This window comes from Desulfopila sp. IMCC35006, from assembly GCF_005116645.1.
GTDB lineage: Bacteria > Desulfobacterota > Desulfobulbia > Desulfobulbales > Desulfocapsaceae > Desulforhopalus_A.
The window spans coordinates 100,187-123,510 of record NZ_SWCM01000008.1; the positions used below are offsets into that span (position 1 = coordinate 100,187).

The 23,324-nt window shown below is 47.4% G+C and carries 22 protein-coding genes; 15 read left to right on the top strand and 7 right to left on the bottom strand.

Going from position 1 to position 23,324, the window contains the following annotated elements; all coding sequences use genetic code 11:
* Positions 1 to 140: 140 nt before the first annotated feature.
* The 3 genes from FCL47_RS14485 to FCL47_RS14495 all read left to right on the top strand — a co-directional run bounded on the left by FCL47_RS14485 (position 141) and on the right by FCL47_RS14495 (position 2,386).
* Positions 141 to 617 carry a MauE/DoxX family redox-associated membrane protein gene (locus FCL47_RS14485; RefSeq protein WP_167496499.1) on the top strand — a complete coding sequence of 159 codons (477 nt, stop codon included), beginning with the start codon at positions 141 to 143 and terminating at the stop codon, positions 615 to 617.
* Positions 618 to 678: 61 nt separating this feature from the next.
* Positions 679 to 1,185 carry a rhodanese-like domain-containing protein gene (locus FCL47_RS14490; RefSeq protein WP_136814368.1) on the top strand — a complete coding sequence of 169 codons (507 nt, stop codon included), beginning with the start codon at positions 679 to 681 and terminating at the stop codon, positions 1,183 to 1,185.
* Between the two features lie 88 nt (positions 1,186 to 1,273).
* On the top strand, positions 1,274 to 2,386 hold the full coding sequence (locus tag FCL47_RS14495) for a (Fe-S)-binding protein (RefSeq protein WP_255580700.1): 1,113 nt from the start codon (positions 1,274 to 1,276) through the stop codon (positions 2,384 to 2,386).
* Between the two features lie 198 nt (positions 2,387 to 2,584).
* Here the strand turns inward: FCL47_RS14495 and FCL47_RS14500 are convergent, their stop codons facing one another.
* The gene (locus FCL47_RS14500; protein ID WP_136814237.1) at positions 2,585 to 3,298 is read right to left on the bottom strand and encodes a DUF554 domain-containing protein; all 714 of its coding nucleotides are present in this window, start codon (positions 3,296 to 3,298) and stop codon (positions 2,585 to 2,587) included.
* A 442-nt stretch (positions 3,299 to 3,740) separates the two neighbouring features.
* The gene (locus FCL47_RS14505) at positions 3,741 to 4,058 is read right to left on the bottom strand and encodes a DUF190 domain-containing protein (protein WP_136814238.1); all 318 of its coding nucleotides are present in this window, start codon (positions 4,056 to 4,058) and stop codon (positions 3,741 to 3,743) included.
* A 656-nt stretch (positions 4,059 to 4,714) separates the two neighbouring features.
* Between FCL47_RS14505 and FCL47_RS14510 the strand changes: the two genes are divergently transcribed.
* The 3 genes from FCL47_RS14510 to FCL47_RS14520 all read left to right on the top strand — a co-directional run bounded on the left by FCL47_RS14510 (position 4,715) and on the right by FCL47_RS14520 (position 7,841).
* The gene (locus tag FCL47_RS14510; RefSeq protein ID WP_136814239.1) at positions 4,715 to 5,053 is read left to right on the top strand and encodes a P-II family nitrogen regulator; all 339 of its coding nucleotides are present in this window, start codon (positions 4,715 to 4,717) and stop codon (positions 5,051 to 5,053) included.
* Positions 5,054 to 5,093: 40 nt separating this feature from the next.
* The gene (locus tag FCL47_RS14515) at positions 5,094 to 6,410 is read left to right on the top strand and encodes an ammonium transporter (RefSeq protein ID WP_136814240.1); all 1,317 of its coding nucleotides are present in this window, start codon (positions 5,094 to 5,096) and stop codon (positions 6,408 to 6,410) included.
* 231 nt (positions 6,411 to 6,641) lie between these two features.
* The gene (locus FCL47_RS14520; protein WP_136814241.1) at positions 6,642 to 7,841 is read left to right on the top strand and encodes a PLP-dependent aspartate aminotransferase family protein; all 1,200 of its coding nucleotides are present in this window, start codon (positions 6,642 to 6,644) and stop codon (positions 7,839 to 7,841) included.
* Between the two features lie 84 nt (positions 7,842 to 7,925).
* On the opposite strand, the gene FCL47_RS14525 is transcribed toward FCL47_RS14520, so the two are convergent.
* The 4 genes from FCL47_RS14525 to FCL47_RS14540 form a co-directional block, all read right to left on the bottom strand.
* Positions 7,926 to 8,891, bottom strand: a complete 966-nt coding sequence (locus FCL47_RS14525; RefSeq protein WP_136814242.1) for an ABC transporter substrate-binding protein — start codon at positions 8,889 to 8,891, stop codon at positions 7,926 to 7,928.
* 23 nt (positions 8,892 to 8,914) lie between these two features.
* On the bottom strand, positions 8,915 to 9,673 hold the full coding sequence (locus FCL47_RS14530) for an ABC transporter permease (protein ID WP_136814243.1): 759 nt from the start codon (positions 9,671 to 9,673) through the stop codon (positions 8,915 to 8,917).
* On the bottom strand, positions 9,663 to 10,361 hold the full coding sequence (locus tag FCL47_RS14535) for an ATP-binding cassette domain-containing protein (protein ID WP_370459560.1): 699 nt from the start codon (positions 10,359 to 10,361) through the stop codon (positions 9,663 to 9,665). Before FCL47_RS14535 ends, FCL47_RS14530 begins: the two co-directional genes overlap by 11 nt.
* A gap of 195 nt (positions 10,362 to 10,556) precedes the next feature.
* A complete protein-coding gene (locus FCL47_RS14540) occupies positions 10,557 to 10,991 on the bottom strand; it encodes a flavodoxin domain-containing protein (protein ID WP_136814244.1) in 435 nt (144 codons plus the stop codon).
* Between the two features lie 463 nt (positions 10,992 to 11,454).
* Between FCL47_RS14540 and FCL47_RS14545 the strand changes: the two genes are divergently transcribed.
* Positions 11,455 to 11,955, top strand: a complete 501-nt coding sequence (locus FCL47_RS14545) for a cyclic nucleotide-binding domain-containing protein (protein ID WP_167496501.1) — start codon at positions 11,455 to 11,457, stop codon at positions 11,953 to 11,955.
* A 91-nt stretch (positions 11,956 to 12,046) separates the two neighbouring features.
* On the opposite strand, the gene trxB is transcribed toward FCL47_RS14545, so the two are convergent.
* Positions 12,047 to 12,982, bottom strand: a complete 936-nt coding sequence (trxB, locus tag FCL47_RS14550; protein WP_136814246.1) for a thioredoxin-disulfide reductase — start codon at positions 12,980 to 12,982, stop codon at positions 12,047 to 12,049.
* A gap of 741 nt (positions 12,983 to 13,723) precedes the next feature.
* On the opposite strand from trxB, the gene FCL47_RS14555 reads away from it, so the two are divergent.
* The 8 genes from FCL47_RS14555 (at position 13,724) to FCL47_RS14590 (ending at position 22,786) form a co-directional block, all read left to right on the top strand.
* Complete coding sequence (locus tag FCL47_RS14555) at positions 13,724 to 13,909, top strand: hypothetical protein (protein ID WP_136814247.1); 186 nt, start codon at positions 13,724 to 13,726, stop codon at positions 13,907 to 13,909.
* On the top strand, positions 13,882 to 14,598 hold the full coding sequence (locus FCL47_RS14560) for a PilZ domain-containing protein (protein WP_136814248.1): 717 nt from the start codon (positions 13,882 to 13,884) through the stop codon (positions 14,596 to 14,598). The genes FCL47_RS14555 and FCL47_RS14560 overlap by 28 nt, the downstream gene beginning before the upstream one ends.
* A 337-nt stretch (positions 14,599 to 14,935) precedes the next feature.
* Positions 14,936 to 16,663, top strand: coding sequence for a methyl-accepting chemotaxis protein (locus FCL47_RS14565; protein WP_136814249.1), 1,728 nt, complete (start codon positions 14,936 to 14,938; stop codon positions 16,661 to 16,663).
* A 418-nt stretch (positions 16,664 to 17,081) separates the two neighbouring features.
* On the top strand, positions 17,082 to 18,323 hold the full coding sequence (locus tag FCL47_RS14570; protein WP_136814250.1) for a site-specific integrase: 1,242 nt from the start codon (positions 17,082 to 17,084) through the stop codon (positions 18,321 to 18,323).
* Between the two features lie 55 nt (positions 18,324 to 18,378).
* Entirely contained in the window at positions 18,379 to 18,645 is a 267-nt protein-coding gene (locus FCL47_RS14575; RefSeq protein WP_205747332.1) for a hypothetical protein, read from the top strand.
* A 92-nt stretch (positions 18,646 to 18,737) separates the two neighbouring features.
* The gene (locus tag FCL47_RS14580) at positions 18,738 to 19,589 is read left to right on the top strand and encodes a hypothetical protein (RefSeq protein WP_136814252.1); all 852 of its coding nucleotides are present in this window, start codon (positions 18,738 to 18,740) and stop codon (positions 19,587 to 19,589) included.
* 265 nt (positions 19,590 to 19,854) lie between these two features.
* On the top strand, positions 19,855 to 20,106 hold the full coding sequence (locus FCL47_RS14585) for a hypothetical protein (protein ID WP_136814253.1): 252 nt from the start codon (positions 19,855 to 19,857) through the stop codon (positions 20,104 to 20,106).
* A 238-nt stretch (positions 20,107 to 20,344) separates the two neighbouring features.
* A complete protein-coding gene (locus FCL47_RS14590) occupies positions 20,345 to 22,786 on the top strand; it encodes a toprim domain-containing protein (RefSeq protein WP_136814254.1) in 2,442 nt (813 codons plus the stop codon).
* Positions 22,787 to 23,324 lie beyond the last annotated feature (538 nt).

Below are 23,324 nucleotides of genomic sequence, written 5' to 3' on the forward strand. Positions count from 1 at the left end.
AATGAATTATTTTGGCTATCTATCGCTGTTAAATTATCGGTTTTTACTATTTGACAACAGTCCTCTTTTTATGCGAAGTATAACCGGCTGATGAATCAGAGATACAACATGAAATGGAATTCGAGGAGAGAGGCAAGGTGATGACTGACAAAGAAAAAGGAAGCCGACAGCTCGAAGGCGGCCGCTTTTTTCCGGCCATGGGATGTGCTGTCCGCTGGATGCTCGCCGGCATCTTTGTCTACTCCGGGGCAGTCAAGCTTGTGGATCCCTCGCGATTCGCCGAGATCATCGCCGGATTCGGCCTCCTGCCCGAGGCGTTTATCTCCCCCCTTGCGGTGTTGCTGCCGGTCGTCGAACTGGTCGCAGGTGTCGGGCTGGTTTTTTCCCTGCGTGGCAGTCTCCCGACCATCGCCTTGATGTTGCTTATGTTCATCGCCGTTCTCCTGTATGGAATTCATCTTGGCTTGGATATCGATTGCGGCTGCTTTGGCCCGGAAGACCCGGAACAGGCATACAAGGGGCTTAAAGCGGCCCTGGTTCGCGACGTGTTGATGATGGTGGCGGTACTGTTTGTATATTGGAGTCGCGGCCGTACCCGAAGGCGGTCGGTCGTGTGAACTATCTTATTTTTTTAGAGGAGAATACGCAGTGAACGCAAAAAAAGTTTTGTGCGGCATAATGGTAGGTTTCTTTGTTGTCGGCATGAGCGCATCAGCTTTCGCCTTCTTTGGCCCCGACAAATTCAAAGCGGAGGTTGAAAAGGAGCAGGGGGCAGTTAAACTCCTTCGGGAGGTGCAGCAGGGAGGCTATGGCATCGTCACTACCGATGAGCTGAAGGCTATGATTGATGCCAAAAAAGACGCCTTGATCATCGATACCATGCCGTATGAGGATTCGTACAAAAAGAATCATGTGCCCGGGGCGAAGCAGTTTCTGTTTCCGATCGCAGCTATGCCGCAGTGGGATACGAAAGAAACCGGCGGCAAGACGGTTGAGGATTTCAAGGCCCTGCTCGGTCCGGACAAAGACCGGGTGATCGTCTTGTATTGCGGTTTTGTCAAGTGCACCCGTAGTCACAACGGCGCCGCCTGGGCACAAAAGCTCGGCTACACCCATGTCTTGCGTTATCCGGGTGGTGTCTTTGCCTGGAAAGGGGCCGGCTATCCGGTTGAAGCTGAGAAATGATCGTACTCTCTGTCTTCGGGCCAAGGTCGTAGCCGTTTCTCGAAGGCAGAGTTCCTCATTTGTGGTTTGGTAACTTGCCAATTCGATTTTGACTTCCTCTTCGCCATTACCTTCGATTCTTCTCGATATCCGTGAAAGGTGCAACGACTGTGGCGCCTGTTTGAAAAGTTGCACGTTCTTGACTCAATACGGCACCCCTCGAACCATATCGACGTTGTTTGATTTCAATGCTCAGCAGCAACGGCAGGTCGCATATCATTGCAGCCTTTGCGGACTCTGTACGGCGGTATGTCCGGAGAAGGTCGATCCCTGCGCAATGTTTCTGGCGATTCGGCGTTATCATGTCGAGTCTGGTTCGTTCGATGCCAGACCCTATCGATCCCTCTTCTGGTATGAGCGGCTGGGAGGATCACGGCTATTTTCCTGGTATGGGCTCCCTGATGCCTGTGATACGATTTTTTTTCCGGGGTGCAGCCTCTCGGGTACACGGCCGGAGGTCACCTGGCAGCTCTATCAACTGCTCCGCCGGTTTATCCCGTCGCTTGGGATTATCCTGGCATGTTGCGCAAAACCTTCCCATGATTTTGGATGCATGGAACACTTTCAGTCTGTTTTTGGTGGACTATCGCACCGACTCTCCGCTCGAGGGGTCAAAACTGTCCTGACCGCTTGTCCCAGCTGTACGAAGATATTCCGTGATTATGGCAAAGGGCTGTCGGTTATGACGGTCTACGAGATCTTGCAGCGTCAGGGGGGAGCGAAGAACATCGGTACCTCAGGCTGCAGCGGTGAGATCTCCGTGCACGATCCCTGCCAACTGCGCGATTATCCTGAAGTGCAGTCGGCCATCCGGAGCCTGCTGGTCGATCTGGGATATACAGTGGTGGAAATGCGTCACCGCGGAAAAACGACGTTGTGCTGCGGTGAAGGCGGAGCCGTAGGGTGCATGGAACCCAGATTGAGCCGCGGGTGGATGGAAAAACGGCGACAGGAAAGCGAAAATCGCCGGCTGGTGAGCTATTGCGCCGGCTGCACCGGTTCTCTCGGCCGGGTGACCCCAACCTTTCATGTCCTGGATCTGCTGTTCCTTCGTTATGGTGCATCCGAGCGAAAAATTTCAGTTTCCAGGGGGCTGATGACCTATCTAAACCGACTGTTGCTGAAGCTGAGATTGGCGCGGGTAAAGAAAATCTGCAGGTGATGTTTTCACCAGCAAGAAATAGACAGCGTATTCAGGCATCATGGTTCCAAAACATCCCCGCAAAGTATTAAAATCTTACCAATGTTAATGCTGATAAAACTATGAATTATCAGTTACATACTTGCTGTAGATAGCCAACGGCGGCCCGTCGGCTCGCTTCTTTGTTACAACACGACTGCATCGAGCGAGCAAAAGTGGTTAAGGGGCATACGTTGACCAAATCCAGGACAACGGCATAACTAAAATAAGTGCTGGAATCATGTTGCCGACGGGGAGATTTTTGATTCCACATAAACGCAATCCGATTGCCAACAGAATAATACCGCCGCACGCCGAGAAATCTCCCAGCATGTCTGGATTGGTAAGCGGTACGATAAGGACGGCCAGGCAGTACAGCAATGCTTGAACAATGAATTGTGGGATCACCAGAATGCCGATGGTGTAACCCATGGTTGAAGCAAAGATAAGACTGGTGAAGATATCAAGAATGCCTTTGATGATCAAAAAAGTAGGATCGCCTGTCATCCCTTCATGCAACGAGCCGTAGATTCCCGTACCGCTGAAACAGAACAAAACCGTGAGAGCGATAAATTTATCTATAAATTCCTGATGGTTGAGATCTGCTGGTGGCTTGGTATGTTTTTCGAACAGTTTTCCAGCGTAACCCACCCCTTTTTGAATACCACTCTCTAAATGGATGACTTCACCTACAATAGTTCCGACGATTACCGCGAGAACTATCGGCGCAAGATATTTTTCCTTAACAATCATGGCGACGCTTATGCCTATCGCGGTGCAACCGAATACCATTGGCATGTGGAGCCGAAAATCCCTGCTGAACCTGGGACCGATAAAACCACCCAATATACTGCCGATGAGCAATGCTGCTCCATTGACGTATGGACCGATCATACTATCTCCTTTCGAAACAATAACCTAAACCGAAATATTACAAGCTCGTGAAGGTGTTAGGTAAGGTCTTTTTATTAAAAATATTTTGATAAATTCGAGCTGTCTTGTGCGGAATACGGTGAATTTGCAATCACACGTTATCAATAGAGGAATAATACTTCGTGATTACCACTAAAGTTCAGCTATATGGGGATATGAGGAGCCCTTTGCACGGGACGCCATAAATCGATCCCTGGGTGCTTGACCGCAGCCATCCAGGCTGCGGAGCACCCGTGCAAAGGGCATCTCATATCCCTCTGGACCTTCTCAGCTGAACTTTAGTGGCAATCACATAATACTTTGCTTTCTGTCAACGGTATCGCTCTGACGTCACTTGGCATACTGCGATCTGCGAAAACTGGCAAACTCCAACTTATTTTACAAACGAGGGATATTCAACCAATCATTCTTCGCTGGTATACCCGAATTCTGCACGCACCTTCGTGTAAAACATCTGGAGTTTGTTTTCCTTGATGTTCCGGAACAGTCTGTCGCACTCATCATAGGTGAGGGCCAATACGACCTGCTGCGGCCTGTCTTCCAGATCGAAATAGTTCCCGGAATGGAATCGACCGTCATGTCCGAAACCTTCCTGGCCTGAGAAAAGGGTCGCTCCACGGACTCCAAGGCTTTTAGCTTCCTCAATGATCCAGTTCGCCAGCGATGTTTTGTTGTGTTCCCTGTTTTCCTGGGTGAAAAATGTCACAAGGTAGCCTTCCACAGGTAACCTCCATTGTAGATTTTCAATCAAGCAACTCTATGATAAGGAACAATCGCCTATTAACGGCGGGTTGCAGCTCGTCCCGGCTACGGCGAAGGTAATCCGTATCCTTTTAGATCGTGCCGTGACCTTCCAGTTCTACTTAATGTCCTGAATATTATTATTTATATTAAATACATATGAGCCGATCTCTATCGACTTGAAGCGACTCCAAACATACCACTGCAGAAATGCGTTTCAATAGATTTTTTGTGGCGATTGCTTGATCTTTTCGTTCACGGCAATTTTTCTTTTCCATTCTTTGAAACCGGCAGAAAATGCTAAAAATTGCAATATTGTTATAATCTCATTCTTGAGATAAAAATAATATTACAAAAATGAAAGTTATCCTGCGTGGTCAACGAGGTATACGGAAATGATAATACTTCTAATTCTCTCATTATATCGATTTTTTAGCATTAAAGATGATCGTTTTCCATAATGGCATGTTTGTTGAAAATGATTCAATTAATGTTTTGCTGAGATCGGTTATGTCCAAGAGTGTTTTGACTATACAGCGTATTTGAAATGCTTTCCGACAGTCTCACGGTGGTCTCTGCAGGAGAAGGTGGCTGACAACTAAAATAATTGAATTCGGAGAGGGAGGAGCACGCGGGATGAAAAAAGTAGAAGTGATCATCAAGCCGTTTAAACTCGATGCACTGAAAGAGGGCCTTGGTTCTTTAAACATACATGGAATGACTATCAGCGAAGTGAAGGGGTTTGGTCGGCAGAAAGGTCATAAAGAGATTTATCGGGGAGCAGAATATAACGTGGATTTTGTCCCGAAGTTAAAAGCAGAAATAGTCGTAAACGATGAACAGGTTGATAAGCTTATTGCGGTAATTGTGGGTGCTGTCAATACCGGCAGTATTGGCGATGGTAAAATCTTTGTTGTACCTGTTGAAACAGTTTGTCGAATCAGGACCGGCGAGCGGGATAAGGATGCGATCTAACTAACAAGAAAAAATAATAAATTATCTAAAGGAGGATGTAATGAAAAAAGTATTGGTAGTTGGTCTACTGTTCTGCCTTCCCGCATTGGCCTGGGCCGATGACGTAGTACCAACGGTTACCTCGAATGCGGCGGCAATTGCCGGAGTGCAGTCGCATCTCGACTATGTATGGACCTTGGTTGCCGCTGCCCTTGTCTTTTTTATGCAGGCCGGTTTTGCCATGGTGGAGTCCGGATTTACCCGTGCAAAAAGCGCGGTTAACATCATGATGAAAAACCTTATGGATTTCGCCGTCGGCTCTCTGGCCTTCTGGGCCATCGGCTTCGGCATCATGTTCGGGGCGACGACCACCGGTTGGTTTGGAACCAGTGGTTTTTTTCTCAGCGACTTTCAACCCGGCGGGGATCCATGGGTTTTGGCGTTCTGGATGTTCCAGGTTGTTTTTGCTGCAACTGCCGCCACCATCGTTTCCGGCGCAATGGCCGAGCGAACCAAGTTTGTTGGCTATCTCGTGTATAGTGCGGCCATCTCAGCCTTTATTTATCCGGTTTTCGGACATTGGGCATGGGGCAACCTGTTTCATGGCGACGGTTGGCTTGGCAAGCTTGGCTTTATCGATTTCGCCGGTTCGACGGTGGTTCACTCCATTGGCGGTTGGGCAGCACTTGCCGGAGCAATAGTGATTGGGCCTCGGATAGGCAAATTTGCCAAGGACGGGAGGGTGAAGGCTATCCCGGGACATAACATTCCGCTGGCTGCCCTCGGTGTCTTTATTCTCTGGTTGGGCTGGTTTGGCTTTAATCCGGGTTCAACTACTGCGGGAACAAAAGATATTGCCATGATTTTCGTGAATACCAACCTCGCCGCTGCCGCAGGCAGCGTTTTCGCAATGATTACCGCCTGGTTGATATTCAAAAAGCCGGAAGTCGGCATGACCCTCAATGGTGCCTTGGCCGGCTTGGTGGCGATTACTGCGGGCTGTAACAATGTGTCACCAACCAGTTCTATAATCATTGGTGCTATCGCCGGCGTGGTGGTGGTTTTGTCGGTGCTGTTTTTTGATCGTGTCCATGTGGACGACCCGGTCGGCGCCATCTCCGTTCACGGGGTCTGCGGTGCATGGGGAACCCTGGCTGCCGGTTTGTTTAACATCGGCGGTGCCACCAGTCAAATAATCGGTGTACAGCTTCTCGGCATTGTGGCCGCCTTTATGTGGTCTTTTGGAACCTGCTTTGTGCTCTTTACTCTAATCAAGAAGACAATTGGCCTGCGGGTCAGCGAGGAAGAAGAGATGGAAGGGCTGGATATCACTGAACATGGTGGTCATGCATACAATGACTTCCAGATGCTCAACTAATTCCAGTCGATAATTTGCCTCTTATGCAGAGGTTTGCAACCAGGCTGGCTCGATCGTTTGTGTCGATTTCCGTGGAGACAAACGATCCAGCCAGCCCGATATGTTCATGATTTTCTCCTGTCTTTTAATGTGTCAGGTCTTATCTTTCCTCTATTATCCTTGCATGTATCCCTGTCGAGGATAGAAGTCTGAAATCAGATACATCCGCCACTTGCCAAAGGAGAGAGTCATATGGCCTCAAAAGAATATTTGCAGTCGATGCATAAATCCACCAGAGCCATCCATGCGGGGGGACTGGAGCATACTGTTTATGGAGAAGTCTCAGTCCCGATTTTTCAGAGTTCCACTTTTGCCTTTCCCAGCTCTGAAGAAGGTGCGGCCCGATTTTCCGGGGAACAACCCGGTTACATCTATACTCGCCTGGGCAATCCAACGGTGCACGCCCTTGAGGAAAATGTCGCTGCCCTGGAAAACGGATTTGGCGGTATGGCCACTGCCACGGGCATGGCGGCAATCGGCACAGTATTGCTCTCTTTTTTGCGCCAGCAGGATCATATCCTCACCTCTGATTGTCTCTACGGTCCGACGCTGGTTATGATCGACAAAGAGCTCTCCCGTTTCGGGATCACGTCCACCTTGGTGAATACTTCCGAATTACCGAACATCAAACAGGCTATCCGGCCTGAAACGCGGATGGTTTTCATCGAAACTCCGGCAAATCCAACCATGAACATTACTGATATAGAGGGTGCCGCTGAAATTGCGCATCAGCATGGCGCACTGCTGGTGGTGGACAACACATTCGCCAGCCCATACCTGCAACGCCCTCTGGACCATGGTGCCGATGTGGTCGTGCATAGTCTGACCAAATTTATCAACGGGCACAGCGATGTCGTCGGCGGCATGATTATCGCAAAGGATGAAACGCTGTATAAAAAGATCAGACACTCTCTTAACCTGTGGGGCGGTACGATGGATCCGCATCAGGCCTGGCTCATCTTGAGGGGGGTTCGTACTCTTCCTTTACGGATTGAAAAAGCGCAGCAAAATGCTCTCGAACTGGCCGATTTCCTCAGTCACCATCCCAAGGTGACCTGGGTGAATTATCCCGGTCTGCCGGCACATCCTCAATACGAAATCGCGAAAAAGCAAATGGATGGCTTCGGGGCCATGCTGTGCTTTGGGGTGAAAGGTGGTCTGGAGGGCGGGAGAATTGTCATGAACAATGTACAGCTGATCACCCTGGCGGTATCCCTCGGAGGTGTGGATTCCCTGATTGAACATCCCGCCTCGATGACGCATGCCTCAGTCTCCCGAAAGGAAAGGGAAGAGGCCGGTATTCTGGATGAACTCGTGCGCCTTGCCGTAGGATGCGAGGATTTTGCCGATCTTCGCGATGACCTGGATCAAGCCTTGAATAAAATCAGGTAAGTCTGCCTGCGTCTCTTCCGAGTTCCTCATTTCTCGACCTGCAGAGGGGCTGAACGGATCGGTGGAAATGTTCCGGAAGCCGGCTTATTTGTGGAGCCAATCCTGGATGTTCACCGGTCTTTTAATCTGCTGCTCCTGCAGCATTATCTGTTCCGTCTGAATCCAGGCGTCTTTGTCAATAGAGCCAAAATTTTGTGTTCCGGTCAACTCCCGGGTTGCGAGTAACTGGAGTTTTGTTATTGCCGCATTGTTGTCTTTGTCCCGGGCGGCAATCGACGCAAGTGTACTCTCCTGATTTGCCGGCGCCATTGCATCTCGCCAGGCAGCAAGAAGAGCTGTTTGGAATTTGTCAACGATATCCGGATCCGTTTCAATCATCTTTTTTGAAGTGATAACGGAGTTGGCAACAAAGTTCACCCCAAAATCAGCAGGGTTGAGAAATCGAACATTCTCCCCCTCCGCCTGGAGACGGTTTTTGAGGATGACCCCCTGAGAGTTCCGATATACGGGCCAGATCTGCACTTTCTTCGTCAAAAAGGGGGTGAAATCGAAACGGACGCTGTAAATTTTCACATCTTTTTTGGGGATTCCGCCTTTGGCCAGGAGGGTGTTCATGATGGTCTCGTCATTGCCGCCGAAGGTGATGCCGATACTTTTGCCTTTGAGCTGCGACAGGGCGGTGATTTGAGGAAGCGTATCCCGGTAAATCCATTGCAGGGGATTGATTTGAAAAATCTGGAAAAGCACCACCACCTCTGCCCCCTTTTCAAGAGCTCGGATCACCTGGTCTGCAGAAGCTACCCCAAAATCAGTCTGGCCCAGTTCTATCTCTTTGATGGCGTCTTTGCCCGGCCCTCCTTCCTTTATCTTGACCTGAAGACCAGCCTTTGTGAAGTAGCCTTTGTCTTCGGCATATATATCCCCGGCAACAGACGCGTTGAACAGCCATTTCAGCCGGTATGTCAATTCCCTGGCATCTGCGCGGGAGCCCCATGCCAACTGGAGTATTGCGAGCAGGACGAGCCCGCAGATCACTTTATTTTTACGCATTTGTCCACTTTTGGTAAATGTTGTTAATTCCCCGATGAGATGGCCCAGGCTTTCTGGATTCGCTCGCTGGCACTTTCCAGCAGCCCCTGGTAGATCGAGATGACTATGCCAATCATAAACAGAGCGACTAGAATTTTAGCCAGGTCGCTCTGGTAGAGCGCGATTCGGATAGAATAGCCGATTCCGGCGTCGGCAGCGATAAATTCAGCGACAATTGCTCCCGCCATGGCCAGCGTTGCACTTCCCGAGATGACCGTGGCGAGCTTGCTCAGGTTTTCAAAAGCACGGATTTTTACTTCAAGCTGCCATCTCATCTTGCCGGTGATAATATAAAAATGTTCTATGTCTTTGACTGGCGATGACATGACGCCAAGGACAGAGAGGAGGAGCGGGAAATAACAGATCATGGAAGCTATGAGCAATCGGGGGATGAAGCCGTCACCGAGGAGGATGAAAATAATTGGTGCAAGGGCAACGATCGGATAAGCTTGGATATTGTAGGCAATCATCTTTATGAATGATCCGATCCAGCTGGACTTTCTGCCGGCTATTCCGACCGTGAAGGCAAGAATTATTGAGATAACCTGACCCAACACTGTGACCTGGAGCGTGTTGAGGACATCGAAAAAATACCCTTTTGCCGTTTCTCCGGCGGTTGCAAAAATAAGCGGGATTCCGGGGATAACGTAATCGGACAATCCCACTAAGAGCTTTACCAGCAGCAGTCCCGAAATTCCGGCAAAGTAAACGAGCAGGAACTGGTAGATTCGTCTAAAAAGCATTCATGATCTCCAGCATCGTCTCATCAACTTTCTTTCTATCGACAGCTTCCGAGCTGCAACAGTTCTGGCCCTGAATTGTACCATAGCTTTTCCCCGTGGACCCACCGCCAAAGACCAGGATCTCGTCGCAAAAGGTCGACACCTCCATCAGATTATGGGAGATATAGAGAAACATCTTCTGCGGAAAAATTCGTTTGATCGTAAGGATGATGGCCTGTCTCAGCTTTTCATCGACATTCGCCAGGCTTTCATCCAGGATGAGAAGATCAAATGTCTGCAGCAGGTATCTTATCAGGTTTATTCTGTTCTGCTGTCCCATTGAAAGCTGATGGAAGCGGGAGCCAAGCAGGGGGGATAGTTCGAAAATATTGATGAGTTCCTGCTTTAATGCTTCTTTTTCTTTTGCGACCACCTTGTCCAGATGCGCACCGGCACTTGACCAGCCGGGCAATCTTTCCAAATTATAGGAATAGAGAACGGTTTGTATTTCGGTGAACTCTATCTTCCCCAGGAAAGTATGCCGATTGAGATCGGCCAGCAGTCGGGCGAATGAACTCTTCCCCACACCTGAGGGGCCAAAGATGGAATGGAACCCCGGACGACTGAGGGTACAAGTCAAAGCATCAAGGACTTTGTGGTCAGTCCCCGGATAACTATACGTAATGTTACTGCATTCAAGGTGCATCATCAGCTGTGGTTAAAAAAGGAGACACATCTGTCTTCAAGTAAAAGTCGCGGTGCAGGAAAGCCGATCCGAAGGATGTCTGCAGAGCATCGTGGAGTATCGATGCTCTGCAGATAATTTAATCCACGGAGGTCTATTTTTAAATTTCAAAACAGATACTTGAAAAACAATCGTACGAGTCTGCCGATAACAATTGCCTCAGGCAAGCTTGGCCGCCAGTTCCTTGCCATAGGCCTGGGCTACCTTGATGCCGCCATCGACCGAACTGGTTTTGAGCATCAGCGGTGTGCTAACCATATTCATGCCGTATACGTTTTTCATGGTATCATAAATTCGCTCCGCTGCTTCTCCACTCCAGCCGAATGAGCCAAATGACCCGCCTATCTTATCTTTCAGCTCAGCTCTTTCGGCCAAAAAGAGAAATGTTTTCATCCGGTCCATCATGGCGCCATGATAGGTTGATGAGCCGAACACGTATATATCAAAGCCGGCAAGATCTGTCTCCCGCTTGATCTCCGTTACATCCTTTAAGGATACTTCGATTGCTGAAAATCGTAATCCTTCGGCGATAACTTCGGCAATCTTCTTCGTTTCACCGGTACGGCTTGCAGAAACGATGAGTGCTTTGGGCATTGTGGTTCCTCCTCTTCTTAGGTGATTGCAATCATTTTATTTCTCTTTCAATTGCTGAGCCCGATGTCGGCTTGCTTGTCTGCCTTGGATAATCGTTGCAGACCCTAACTGTAGCAGTCGTTGGACGTTACCACCAACAATTGGCTATTTCAATTCATTATTCAGAGAGATCAAAGGATTGGCTGGCCGTATCGGCTTATTACATTGTGGCGGAGCTTGGATGACCCAAGGGCCGGGAGGGCTGTATGGACGGTGTTCAGAATTGTGGTTGTAACTCTTATGTGATTGGAATGGTGGTTTTCTTTTGAATCATCGCCGTTATCAAAACAAATTTGACAAGAGGAACAAAACTGCCTTATCCTTATTGGAACTGGGTAAGGACAGGCAGGTTTTTCAATAATCAGCTTTTGGGTCATGACCTTCAGGAAACGATATCTATGATGAGCTCAACAGAGGAGCACACGTGACAACGCGACACAACACCATATCTTCGGCAATTCGGCATAACATCCGACAACTTGAGCTTTTTGCAAACTTATCAGATGATGAAATCGACATTTTAGTGAAACATGCAAAGATTCGATCGCTTGATGAAGATGAAGCGCTTTTTCATGAGGGCGACAACGGTGAATTCTTTGCAATTGTTATAGATGGCCGTGTCGAGATAACCAAGCTCGCCGAAAACGACACTCCTGTTGCGATAGCTTCTCTGACGCATGGCGCAACACTTGGTGAAATGGCACTCATCGATCGTGAAAGACGATCCGCATCAGCGATTGCTACTGAACCGTCTACTTTCTTTGTGCTTTCCAGGCAAAGCTTTGACAAACTTATCGAACAATCTCCACGTTGCGGAGTAAAGTTAATTCAAAGAATTGCCGCGATTCTCTGCTCAAACGTACGTCGAACATCGAACCTCTTTGCAGATTCGATCGAGCCATGCCTCCGACAGCAGCCCTTTTAACTGCTATTTCTTTTTTGCTTATGTACCGTTGAAATCAACGAAGAAACCTTGTCGTTTCTTCGTTGTTGCTGCCATGCCCTGGAGAGGGTGGTTACTTTTTATCGGTTTCAATATAATGGGCGGCAGCTAGAGCGGCAGTGCACCCGTCCGCCGCAGCAAGAACGATCTGGTTGGCGTACTTTTGTCGCAGGTCCCCGACGGCGAATATGCCTGGAATAGTCGTTTCGCATTTTTCATCGGTAATAACATACCCGGTAGTATTGAGCTTGATGCCGGCCGGAACAATATGATTGTTCGGTTTGAAGCCTACGAAAATAAATACCCCGTCGGTGTCAATTTCGCTCTCTTCACCTGTTTGTGTATCTTTTAAGGAGAGACCTCGGACGCCTTTGTCGTTGGCGAGGATCTCTGTGGCGACTGTGTTGTAAAGTATCTGAATTCGCGGCTCTGCCAAAACGCGTTGCTGCAGAATCCGACTGCCCCGAAAAGCGTCTCGACGATGAATAAGATAGACCTTGCTGGTTATTTTGGCGAGGTACAGGGCATCTTCCAAAGCCGTATCACCGCCACCGATAACCGCCACAATCTGGTTGCGAAAGAAGAATCCATCGCAGGTCGCACAATATGACACGCCTTTGCCGAAGTTTTCTTCTTCTCCCGGAATCTGGAGCTTTTGTGCCGTCCCCCCTGCTGCAAGAATAACAACATGGCTGTGCAGGACGGTGCCATCCGCCAGACGAACTGAATGGTGTTTGATTCCGGGTTCAGTTTCGACAGCCTCTTTGTCTATAATTTCAAGATTATAATGTTTGGCGTGCTGAAGAAATTTATCACAAAGCTCAAATCCACCTATCTCTATAAAACCAGGGTAGTTTTCCACGTCTTTGGTAATAGATACCTGTCCGCCTGGAACACCTTTTTCTATTAAAACTGTTTTTAACGCCGCCCGCATGGCATAGATTCCTGCTGTGAGACCCGCAGGACCTCCGCCCAAAATGATTACATCATACATCTCTTCTTCCGACATATCGTTCTCCTGGTTAGTATATATTCACTGAGTTTGTTGCCTGGAAAATACATATATTGCTCTTTTTCTCGAGTCAACACATGTATTTAAAAATAGCCATTGAGTTCCAATTTTCTACACTCCGCCACATAATAACCATCATGTCACAGATGGACATCTGTGTTTTTCATGCAGCAGGATCCGGTGTGGTGGTCTTGCGATTGCGGTTCGTTCTGGATATCCTGAAACTCTGTGACAAACAAAAATGTGATTACCACGAAAGTTCAGCTGTATGGGGATATGAGGTGCCCTTTTCACGGGACGCCATAAACCCATCCCTGGGGGCTTGACCGCAGCCATCCAGGCTGCGGAACACCCGCGCAAAGGGCACCTCATATCCCCTTGGATCTTCTAGGCTGAATTGTAGTGGTAATCACAAATTAAAATGAATGGATTTGCCCGGTAATCAAAAAGTCAGGACGCTTTTTCAGGGAACAAGGCACTAAAAAGGCTCGTAGCCATATTTTTGCAGCAGTTTATCCCGTTGCTTTTCAGCGTGCTGTTTGTACATAAGATACAAGGTATCACTGTCAGGACGTACGCCAGTGTACATCCTTCTAATCGCAACAAGTTTCTTCCAGTATTGTTCGTATATTTCTTCTTTCGTCATAGCTTGAAAAACTATTGGTTCTTTATGGCCTTGTCAAGCAACCGGTCGATAGCACGAATGAGCTATCTGGTGGTCCGATAAAAAAAATTCTCATGGCGTATGAAGTTGCCTTGCCGACAAAAAATATTTTTTCTGATTATTTTCTCTGTGCAAAAGAGAATTTTGACATTCCCTTCATTGAGCTGATAGAATATGACGCAGTGCCACTTTGGGGAGCAAGGCATAGAAAATTTTATTCCGGGATGGGGCAATGGCAAACCAACAGCGACCAAAAATAAAAGCCGATATAAAACAAAACAGGCTCTATATCACCCTTTCCGGACACATTACCAAAAACATTATCGACAAAGTATATACCGAGATTCGATTTTGTGTAGTGGATCTGAAACCCGGATTTGATGTAATTACAGATCTCTCGCAATGCACGATTGGAAATTTGAATGGCATTTCTACTGTGCGGAAAATTATGGACTATCTTATCGCCAACCAGGCTGGCCAGATCGTCCGAGTTATTGGAAAAAAGGGTCTCTTTTTTAAACAAAGTCTCATGTTTGCAACCAGATTTCAAGGCTATTCTGTTGCATACGTTGCCACGCTTCAGGACGCTGAAGAGAAGATAACAAATTATGCCAGGCGCAATGCTCTTCGCTTTCCCATGTATCAACAGCAAATCGAATACAGAATAAATCAGCAGGAGGGGCGAGGGGAAATCATAGATATTTCCGTAGGCGGGTGCGCAGTGCGGGTAACAACAGCATTGCCGCTCACAGAAGGCATGGAAATTTCACTGACCATTCCTTTACATCAAGATCAAGACTCTCCCGTATCATTTACACTTGCTGCAAAAGTAGTTCGGGCAGAAGCAGATATGTTCGCCGTTCAATTCTTGGATCTTAGTGATGAGCGGAAAGAGGAATTGTACAAGTGTCTTGCCTATGAGGCTGGACGTGAAATTCTTCGAAATTAATCATTTTTTGGAAAATCCTGCCAGTTGTTGCACTCATCATATCGACTCTCTGCAAGGCCGATCCCCGTCAGCCTGTCGACATTCTCTCTCTTCTTCTTAACAATATGGCTGAACATATAAAAAGCTCCACGTAGGTAAATCGCTTACGTGGCTGCAGGGAAAATGCAGAAAAATTTGATAAGCATGTCTACGTTGTGATACACCAAGATAATGGTAGTGCGTTAGGGACTTGCTGGAACCCTCAGCCCTGAACAAAAATAACCATCCTGCTTTGTTATGAAATTATCGTGTGTCGTCTTTATTTAGCAAGTTGTTATCTCTTAATAATGGGGCATTTATGTTGCACAAGATGAGCATTAAATGGCGAATGTTTCTTATCCTTACCGGCATCGTTATCCTTTTTGGTGTTATGTCCTTTTTTGCGTTTACTATGTCAGCTCAGGTTCGCGATCTCGGACTGAAGGAAACTGGCGCGGTAATGATGGAGGATCAGAAAGCGAAGATCAAGGTAGCAAGTCATGCCATGGCACTGGCAATACATCAGGCCATAGAAAAAGCAGGCTACGTCGGTCAGGAGGAAAAGATCAACCTGATTCGCTCCATGGTTGATCCGATCCGTTTTGAAGATGATGGCTCCGGGTATTTTTTTGTTTATCAGAAAACAACCAACGTGGCATTTCCTGTCAAAAAAGAGAGTCAGGGAAAAGACCTTGGCGAACTCAAAGACAAAAATGGTGTATTTGTCATTCAGGAATTGGATAAACAGGCAAGGGCTGGAGGTGGCTTTGTCTCCTATATATGGCCTAAACCGGGCAGCGGGGATACTCCGAAACTGAGCTATGCGGAAATGATTCCGGAACTTGATATGTGGATTGGTACCGGGGTGTATATCGATAATATTGAGAACACCCGGGCGGCGCTGGATGCCAATATGAGAGAGCTGACTCGCGGGAAAGCGATCAATATGCTGCTTATTGCGGGACTGATCTTTCTGGCAATTATAGCCCTCAACATCATCATCGTATACGGTATCACCTCGGGCCTTAAACAACTGATCAGCAATTTCCGAGATGTGGCCGAGGGAGAGGGTGACCTGACGAAACGTATCGTCATTCGATCCGGTGACGAGCTTGGTGAGTTGGCAAAATTGTTCAATGTTTTTCTGGAAAAGCTGCAGGCGATAATCAAACAGATTGCCGAAAGTTCATCAAGTGTTAGGACAAGCTCAACTGAGCTTGCTGCTATTTCCCAGGACTTGCTCGCAAGCTCGGAAGACACCTCGCAACGGGCAAACAATGTGGCCGCTTCTTCGGAGGAGATGAGTGCAAATCTCAATAACGTTGCTGCGGCAATGGAGCAATCTTCCACCAATACCAACATGGTGGCATCTGCAGCAGAGGAAATGACGGCGACCATAAATGAAATAGCCGAAAACGCAGAAAAAGCCCGAAGTGTTTCTGCTGATGCCGTGGGACAGGCCCTCAATGCTTCCGAGAAAATGGCTGAACTGGGCCAGGCGGCAGACAAAATAGGCAAGGTCACAGAAACAATTACCGAGATTTCCGAGCAAACAAACCTGCTCGCCCTGAATGCGACAATAGAGGCTGCCCGTGCAGGTGAGGCTGGCAAAGGATTTGCGGTCGTTGCCAATGAAATAAAAGAACTGGCCAGGCAGACTGCGGCGGCGACCCTGAATATTAAAGCACTCATTGATGATGTTCAAGGTACCAGCAAAACAACCAGAGAAGAAATTAATGAAATTTCCTCAGTTATTGGCGGGGTAAATGAAATTGTTGCAACCATAGCAGCCGCAGTCGAGGAACAGACGGCTGCTACCCGGGAAATCGCCGGTAATATTTCCCAGGCCAGCCAGGGGATTCAGGAAGTTAATGAAAATGTCAGCCAAAGTTCCACCGTTGCGGCTGACATTACCCATGACATTTCCGAGGTATCTTCCGCGGCGAAAAGGATATCGCAAAGCAGCATTGAGGTTAAGGACAGTGCGGCACAGCTCCAGGCCCGCTCTGCGGAATTGAATGCAATAGTAGGTCGTTTCAAAGTGTGAAAAAGTCTGTCTTGCAACAGTTGTAATGCTCAGGGAGAATGAGACCCTGGCATAAACAGCCGGTAGGGAAACGGCGGGAACCCGGTTCAGGTTTTTCTGGATCGGGTTTTTATGCGTGGAAAAAGGCTGACCATAGCTTGACCAAATCGTGCAAAAAAGAAAAAGGACCTACAGCAAAAAAGCCATAAGTCCTTGTATTTTCTGGTACACCCGGCAGGATTCGAACCTGCGACACCCGGATTCGAAGTCCCTTTTTTCCGCTTTCACCTACCTTCATATAAAATCACATTATCGTTGACAATCAGTATGTTATCCGTTATTGTCCTTCATGTAGCATCACTCAATTAAACAAAAAAGGTTGTACAGGGGTTGTACAAAATTCAATCTACTGGTTTTCCCTGGTCACGAAGGTGCATCTATGTCTGAATGGAAAAAATCGCAGTACAAAGGGTTGCGGTACCGTGAACACGAGACGAATACCACAGGCGTGGGACGATCAAAACGGCCTCTTCGCTATTACGTTTCCGTCTATAAGCTGAACAATAAGACCGTTACCGATGTCTATGGTTGGGAAGGCACCCGCATCGTAAATGGTTTTCTAGGGGAAGGTGACCATCCTTTAACCGAGGACAATGCCCATCTGGTGTGTGCAAAACTCGAGGCTAATCGCAGAAGCAAAACGCCACCGTTTACCCTGGCCGAATATCGGCAGCAAAACCAAGATGGGGTGGAGGCAAGGGATAAGGCAAAGCAGGAAGAAGAGGCCCGCAACATCACCTTTGCTGAGATCTTCACGGAACATTATTTTCCGTATGTCCAGCATAACCGACGAAACCAGAGAAGCATCGAACGAGAAGAGGATTTGTTTCGTTTATGGATCAATCCCGTTATCGGTGATCGGCCCATACGGGAGGTGATGCCGATACACCTTGAGAAGATCAAGAAGAACATGGCAAAAGTAGGGAGAGCACCACGCACTATTCAATATTGTCTTGCAGTGGTCCGGCAAATATTCAACTATTCCCTAAACAACAATCTCTTTGTTGGTAAAAATCCGGCAGGAGCGACAGGTGGAGTGAAACGGCCAAAGGTTGATAATCGAAGAACCCGTTTTCTTTCCAGACAAGAGGCAGCTGACCTGTTGGCAGAACTTTCGAAGAACACACCAACAATTCACGATATAGCTTTGTTTGCCTTATACACAGGCTCCAGAGCCAGCGAAGTATTCAACCTGCAATGGGGTGATGTGGATCTGTTTCAAGGAGTAGCAATACTAAAGGACACCAAAAGCGGCAAAAACAGGGCTGTTTACCTCACGCAAGAAGTAAAGGTCATGTTGACCCAAAGGCGGTCAAAAGATGCACAGGCGGCCTCTCTGGTGTTTCCTGGCCGTGATGGGGTCAAGATCATGCGAATATCAAACAGTTTTGCCAAAGCAGTAGATAAGTTGAAACTAAATGATGGTGTTGCTGATCCACGGCAGCGGGTGATGTTTCACACCTTGCGACATACCTTTGCTTCATGGCTAGCGATGGATGGAATAAATCCCTTTCACCTTAAGGAATTGCTCGGTCATTCTGATTTAAAGCTGACAGAACGATACAGTCATCTGTCAGAATCAGCATTGAAGACGGCGGCACTGAGGATTCAAAACGGATAATTTTTAAAGAACGGACAATAATCATTTAACAAATAACTATTATAAAGAGACATCTTTGGGTCAGGAAGATTGTACGGGCCGAATGGCGGTAATGCAGGAAGTTTATAACGACATAGCTGATGGGGATAAGGTGATAGTCTTACGGGCACAACATGCTGACAGAGTAGAGTTTTGGAGGGAGGAACGCGATAAATTGGCGTGTCAGGAGAGTCCTGAGATAAGGCTGGATTTATTACAGGAAGAACTGGATGAGTTAAGCGAAGACCTTCAGATGCTGCTACAAGTTCTTGACGATTTAAATAAAACAACCATTAAGCAATAATATCTCCTGAGCCGGGCTAGGTTGATCCCCGAAAAGCCGTAAACCCTGCGGCCTGCCCGGTCTTTTTTATTCTGGGGTCTTTGTGGGTGAAGATGAAACAGATTATAAACCTGTACTGTGTTGTTGCCAATATTGCGGGATGTGTCGAGTTTCAAAAACCGCTTAACTGGCCGCACATCAATGAGTTGCACATTAACGAGAACCCCGCACACATCAATAAACTCTCAACAGATGCGGTGAAAACCTTCTGGGAATCTGTTGAGGCCGAAATAGGGAAAAAGAAAAGTTTTGGCATTGCTTCAAGAACTTTAAACCAAGCGTTGCAGTATAATGACGACCCTGTCCAATGGTGGAAACATGACGAATTGCAAAAAATCTTTGTGCCCGCAAATGACGCCGAAAAAGAAGGTCTGGATTTGCTCGCATATTTCACGGGAACAGGAGACCGTCTCCATGAAGATTATTATCGGCATTATCTGAACGTAAAACCCCATGGAGACGATGCGTTGAGAAAACCCGTCAACGGGTATGAGGATAGCGATAAATGTCTTCAGCTGGGGAGAATTGGTTTTGAATGTGGTGAGTTGGTCGCCATTTTGGATCGAAACAACATTAAGCATACACTAAAGGCTCTTACTATTGACCAGACCGAGCGGCTATCAGAACAGCCGAACTTGTCAGTAGAGACAGACGACGATTATCTCCTTGGCGTGAAGTTGATTACAGATAAAATCATGGGTGACTTTCTCAATACGACAGGAGCGACAAGACCTGACTGGAAAACCTGCAAACGATGGATTTGTCAAGCCAAAGTCCCTAATGTTGCCCATGTATTCTATACTGGTGGACCTAATATAGAATACAAGTTACATGCCGGAGCTCTTCCTTTTTTAAAGAAGAAATATGCTGCATATTACGACAAATGTGCAAAACACAAAAAGTAGCTGAAAAATAATTGACCACTCCCTTTGACTACTTAGTGGTCAAAGTTCTAACTGTAAGCCCTGACGAGATTTTTTATCTTGCCAGGGCTTTTCTTTTGCCCTCGCTTGTCCACTGGTTATGGCACCTATCATGCTGATATCTAAGCATAATAACCGAGCATACCGGAAAACACTGCTGTATTCTGATGGTAGATGAAGGAATCATGATTCACAACTACCTGTCATTGCAAGGGCAGGTTAGACGATGCAGCAAATGGTAAAACAAATGAAGAACACAGTAGAGCAGGCACAAGCGGCGCGAGATGCAATTCAGGAGGCGGCGAACAGATGGCAGGGAGATTTTCTAACCCGGCCAGACGTGAAGAGGTTCACAGGTGGAGCGATCAGCACCGGCCACCTCGCAAACCTGGACAGTAAAGGAAATGGTCCGGAAGGTGCTTTTTATCTTGGTAGGAAGATTGTCTATCCGAAAAATCAGCTTTCAAAATGGCTGCAGTCGAGGATAGGGGTAAAATGATGCCAAACAAGAAAGCGGTTTTACCCGCTCAGGCTGGCACCCTGGGTAAAACCGCTCCAAACTCAAACAACTGCCCACATCTTAGATCAAAAAGTACCAAAACACAAGACCTTCCTTCACCTAAGCACGGATATATCCGAGGTTTTTTCGTATCGGTCTACGATGAAAGAACCTCAAATTATATCCTTTCTCCTGTCAGGTGCTGTTGTTGCGAAGCTGATAAGGGGAGGGTGCATAAATGAGCCGAGCCAGAGAAATTGCCCGTTTTTACGGGCAAGGCAAAGAAGAGAAAAACAGGGATGGTTTTTTAACTTTGTGTCCTTGTCATGGCGAAAGCACTCCATCCCTGTCCGTAACCGATGCCGGTCCTGATGACGTAAAAGTCTTCTGCCATGTTGGTTGCGACTATAAGGCGATCAAGGATCAATTCAGGGCAGACGGTCTGCTCCCTGAGTGGAAGCCGGATCATGCTCACGATCAGGCATCGGCCAGGACCAAAACACCGGCACCGGTCCCTGAAACGAAAGAGGCAGAGGATCCCTCGTATATCTGGAAGAAAGCAACCAGAGATCTCGAGCCGGTAAAGAAGTATCTGGCCGGTCGGGCGATCACCATCGATCCCCTGCCGCCATGCTTCAAATTCAACCACTACATCAACAAGGAAAGTGAGACGGTCGACCTGATCGTGGCTGCAGCATCCACCCTGGACGATACTGCCGTCTATGCCGTTCAGCGTCTCTTCATCGACGTGGAAAAAAACAAGAAGACCGGCGCAAAAATGCACGGTCCTTGTGAGGGCAGAGGTATCTGGTTCAATCGTGAAGGTGATCACACAGAAATCGTCATAGGCGAAGGCATAGAGACAACCCTGTCTGCCATTCAGGCAACCGGCAAGAACGGTGTGGCGGCACTCTCTACAGCTGGCATGAAAGGTCTGGTTATACCAGACAAGACAAACACCATTTACATTCTGGTCGACTCCGATCAGCACGATGAGAAAGAGCAGAAATCCATGCCAGGACAGAAAGCAGCATGCATCCTGGCGAAAAAATTTACCGACAGCAGGCCAGGACGGGTTGCTCTTATAGTCTCCCCAGATGACACCTGCTTCTCAGAGGCACCAGTAAAACTTGACTTTAATGATCTGCTGCAGGCGGATCCAACCGGTGAATCAATCCGGTCCCGATTTGCCCAGGCAGTTAATTTTGAAAAGTTAACCTGGACTCCTCCGGGATCGTCGCAGGATAAAAAAGATCATTCTCAGAGCAACCATGATTCTGTTGACTATGTAACCGAACTGTTCAGTCGGTATGTCTTTGTTCAGGGAGAGAATAAAATCTATGACACATGGTCCCATGACCCCAAAGACGGCATGATGTGCAAAGATGCCTTTATCATTGCTCATGCCGGTCATTTTCATCACTACAAAGATGAGGAGGGGAAAGATCAAATCAAGCCAGCTGCTCTCTACTGGTTGGGTTCAAATATAAAAAAGACGGTCTCCGCATTCAGGTACGAACCAGGAAAACCATCAATTTATACCGATGTGGACGGTCGAAGCTATTACAATACATTCCGGTTTCCGTTCCAACTGACCCCGGTTATGCCAGATGAAGAGCTGGAGATACGACTTCAACCCTGGCACAGGCTCATGGATACGGTATTCCACGAGCATCGAGGGTATATTGAGGACTGGTTTGCTTTTACAGTGCAGTATCCTGCGAAGAGATCAGGAATTATGCCAGTTTGTATTTCTCATGTGGGCCTGGGGAAATCGTTAATCATGGCAATCGTCAGCAGGGTGTTAGGGTCTCAGAATTTTTCAAATGGTAAAATACTCGACATTACCGGCCTTGGCAAATCAGGAGCTCAGTGGGGCGACTGGATTTTCAATAAAAAACTCTCCTGCATCGAGGAAATCGACCCGGAAGGCGAGACAGGTGTCAGGTACAGAGTCACTGATTCGTTAAAGGATCTGATTACCAATGAAACATTATCCGTAAATCTCAAAGGAGGTAAGACCGGCACTTATCGGGTTTACAGCAATATCATAGGATTCAGCAACCACAGAGATTGTTTGAAGATTCCTTATGGTGACCGCAGGTTCTTTATTGTCGATTCAACCGGGCAGCAATTGCTGTCATTCGATGAATACGGGGAGATTTGGGAGTGGATGCGAGACGACCGAAATATCATGGCGGTCTACCAATATCTGATGTCCAGGGAGATCAGTAAAGACTTCATCCCTGGGCAGGCAAAGATGACACCGGCAAAAGAACGATTGCAGCAGGATGGCAGGAGTTTGATGCAGACCGCCTTCGACGTCATTATCTCAGATTTTCCCTGTGACCTAATGACCACCGGAGAACTACAGCTTGCTGTGTGTCAGGTCATGCATTTCCTGGAAGGTGGTGACTGGATCATGGAAGCCAGGAACCTGAATGCTGATAAACAGTTTAATGCGATCCTGCGGTCGATGACCACTCTCGTATGCAATGGTCACAGGCTCAGGATCCGAAGAGAGGGTGGAAGTCAGATGAACCCGTCACAAATCCGGGCGATTCGAAATGCCACAGAATGGAATGATCGGGATAGCGTGAGTATCAGGGAGGCCATGTTTGTCAAGATTCCTCTCAGGTGGATACGGGAACGAGATGATGAAACATTCACCTTATTTTGATGCTGAGGTACATACAACCAAGGGCTCTGGGTGGTTGTGCGTGGATGAGGGCTTTTGTGTGTCGTTAGTACTTAATACCAAGATCAGGTTAAGTGTCCGTAAATACAAGGATTAATTCTTGATGACAACGACTACCGTACCTGAAATAAAAAATACCAAACACAGGTTAAGTTACTGTAACTGCTATACTATTTAATCTATTGTGCTTTGTTTATTATATATACAATATATACACAATATAGAGGACAGTCGCATAGCAGTAGTGCAAGTGGGGAGTAGTAATAGTGTATCTGTATACTGTGGGGCTGGCAACTTTTTCAAAAACAAGGCAATCGAAGCACAAAACATTCATAAATATGTATAGTTTCAGGTAGATAGACTGTGTTTTGATTGTTTTTTGATCGAAGCGCAGGAGTTTAGAAAATATAAATTATGATGTAGTATCAGTATGTTATCCTGCTTGGTGCCATTTTTAATTCAGGTGGTACCAAGTACCAAAGCAAGCACAGATGCACTCCTTGGCTGATGCGACTGACAT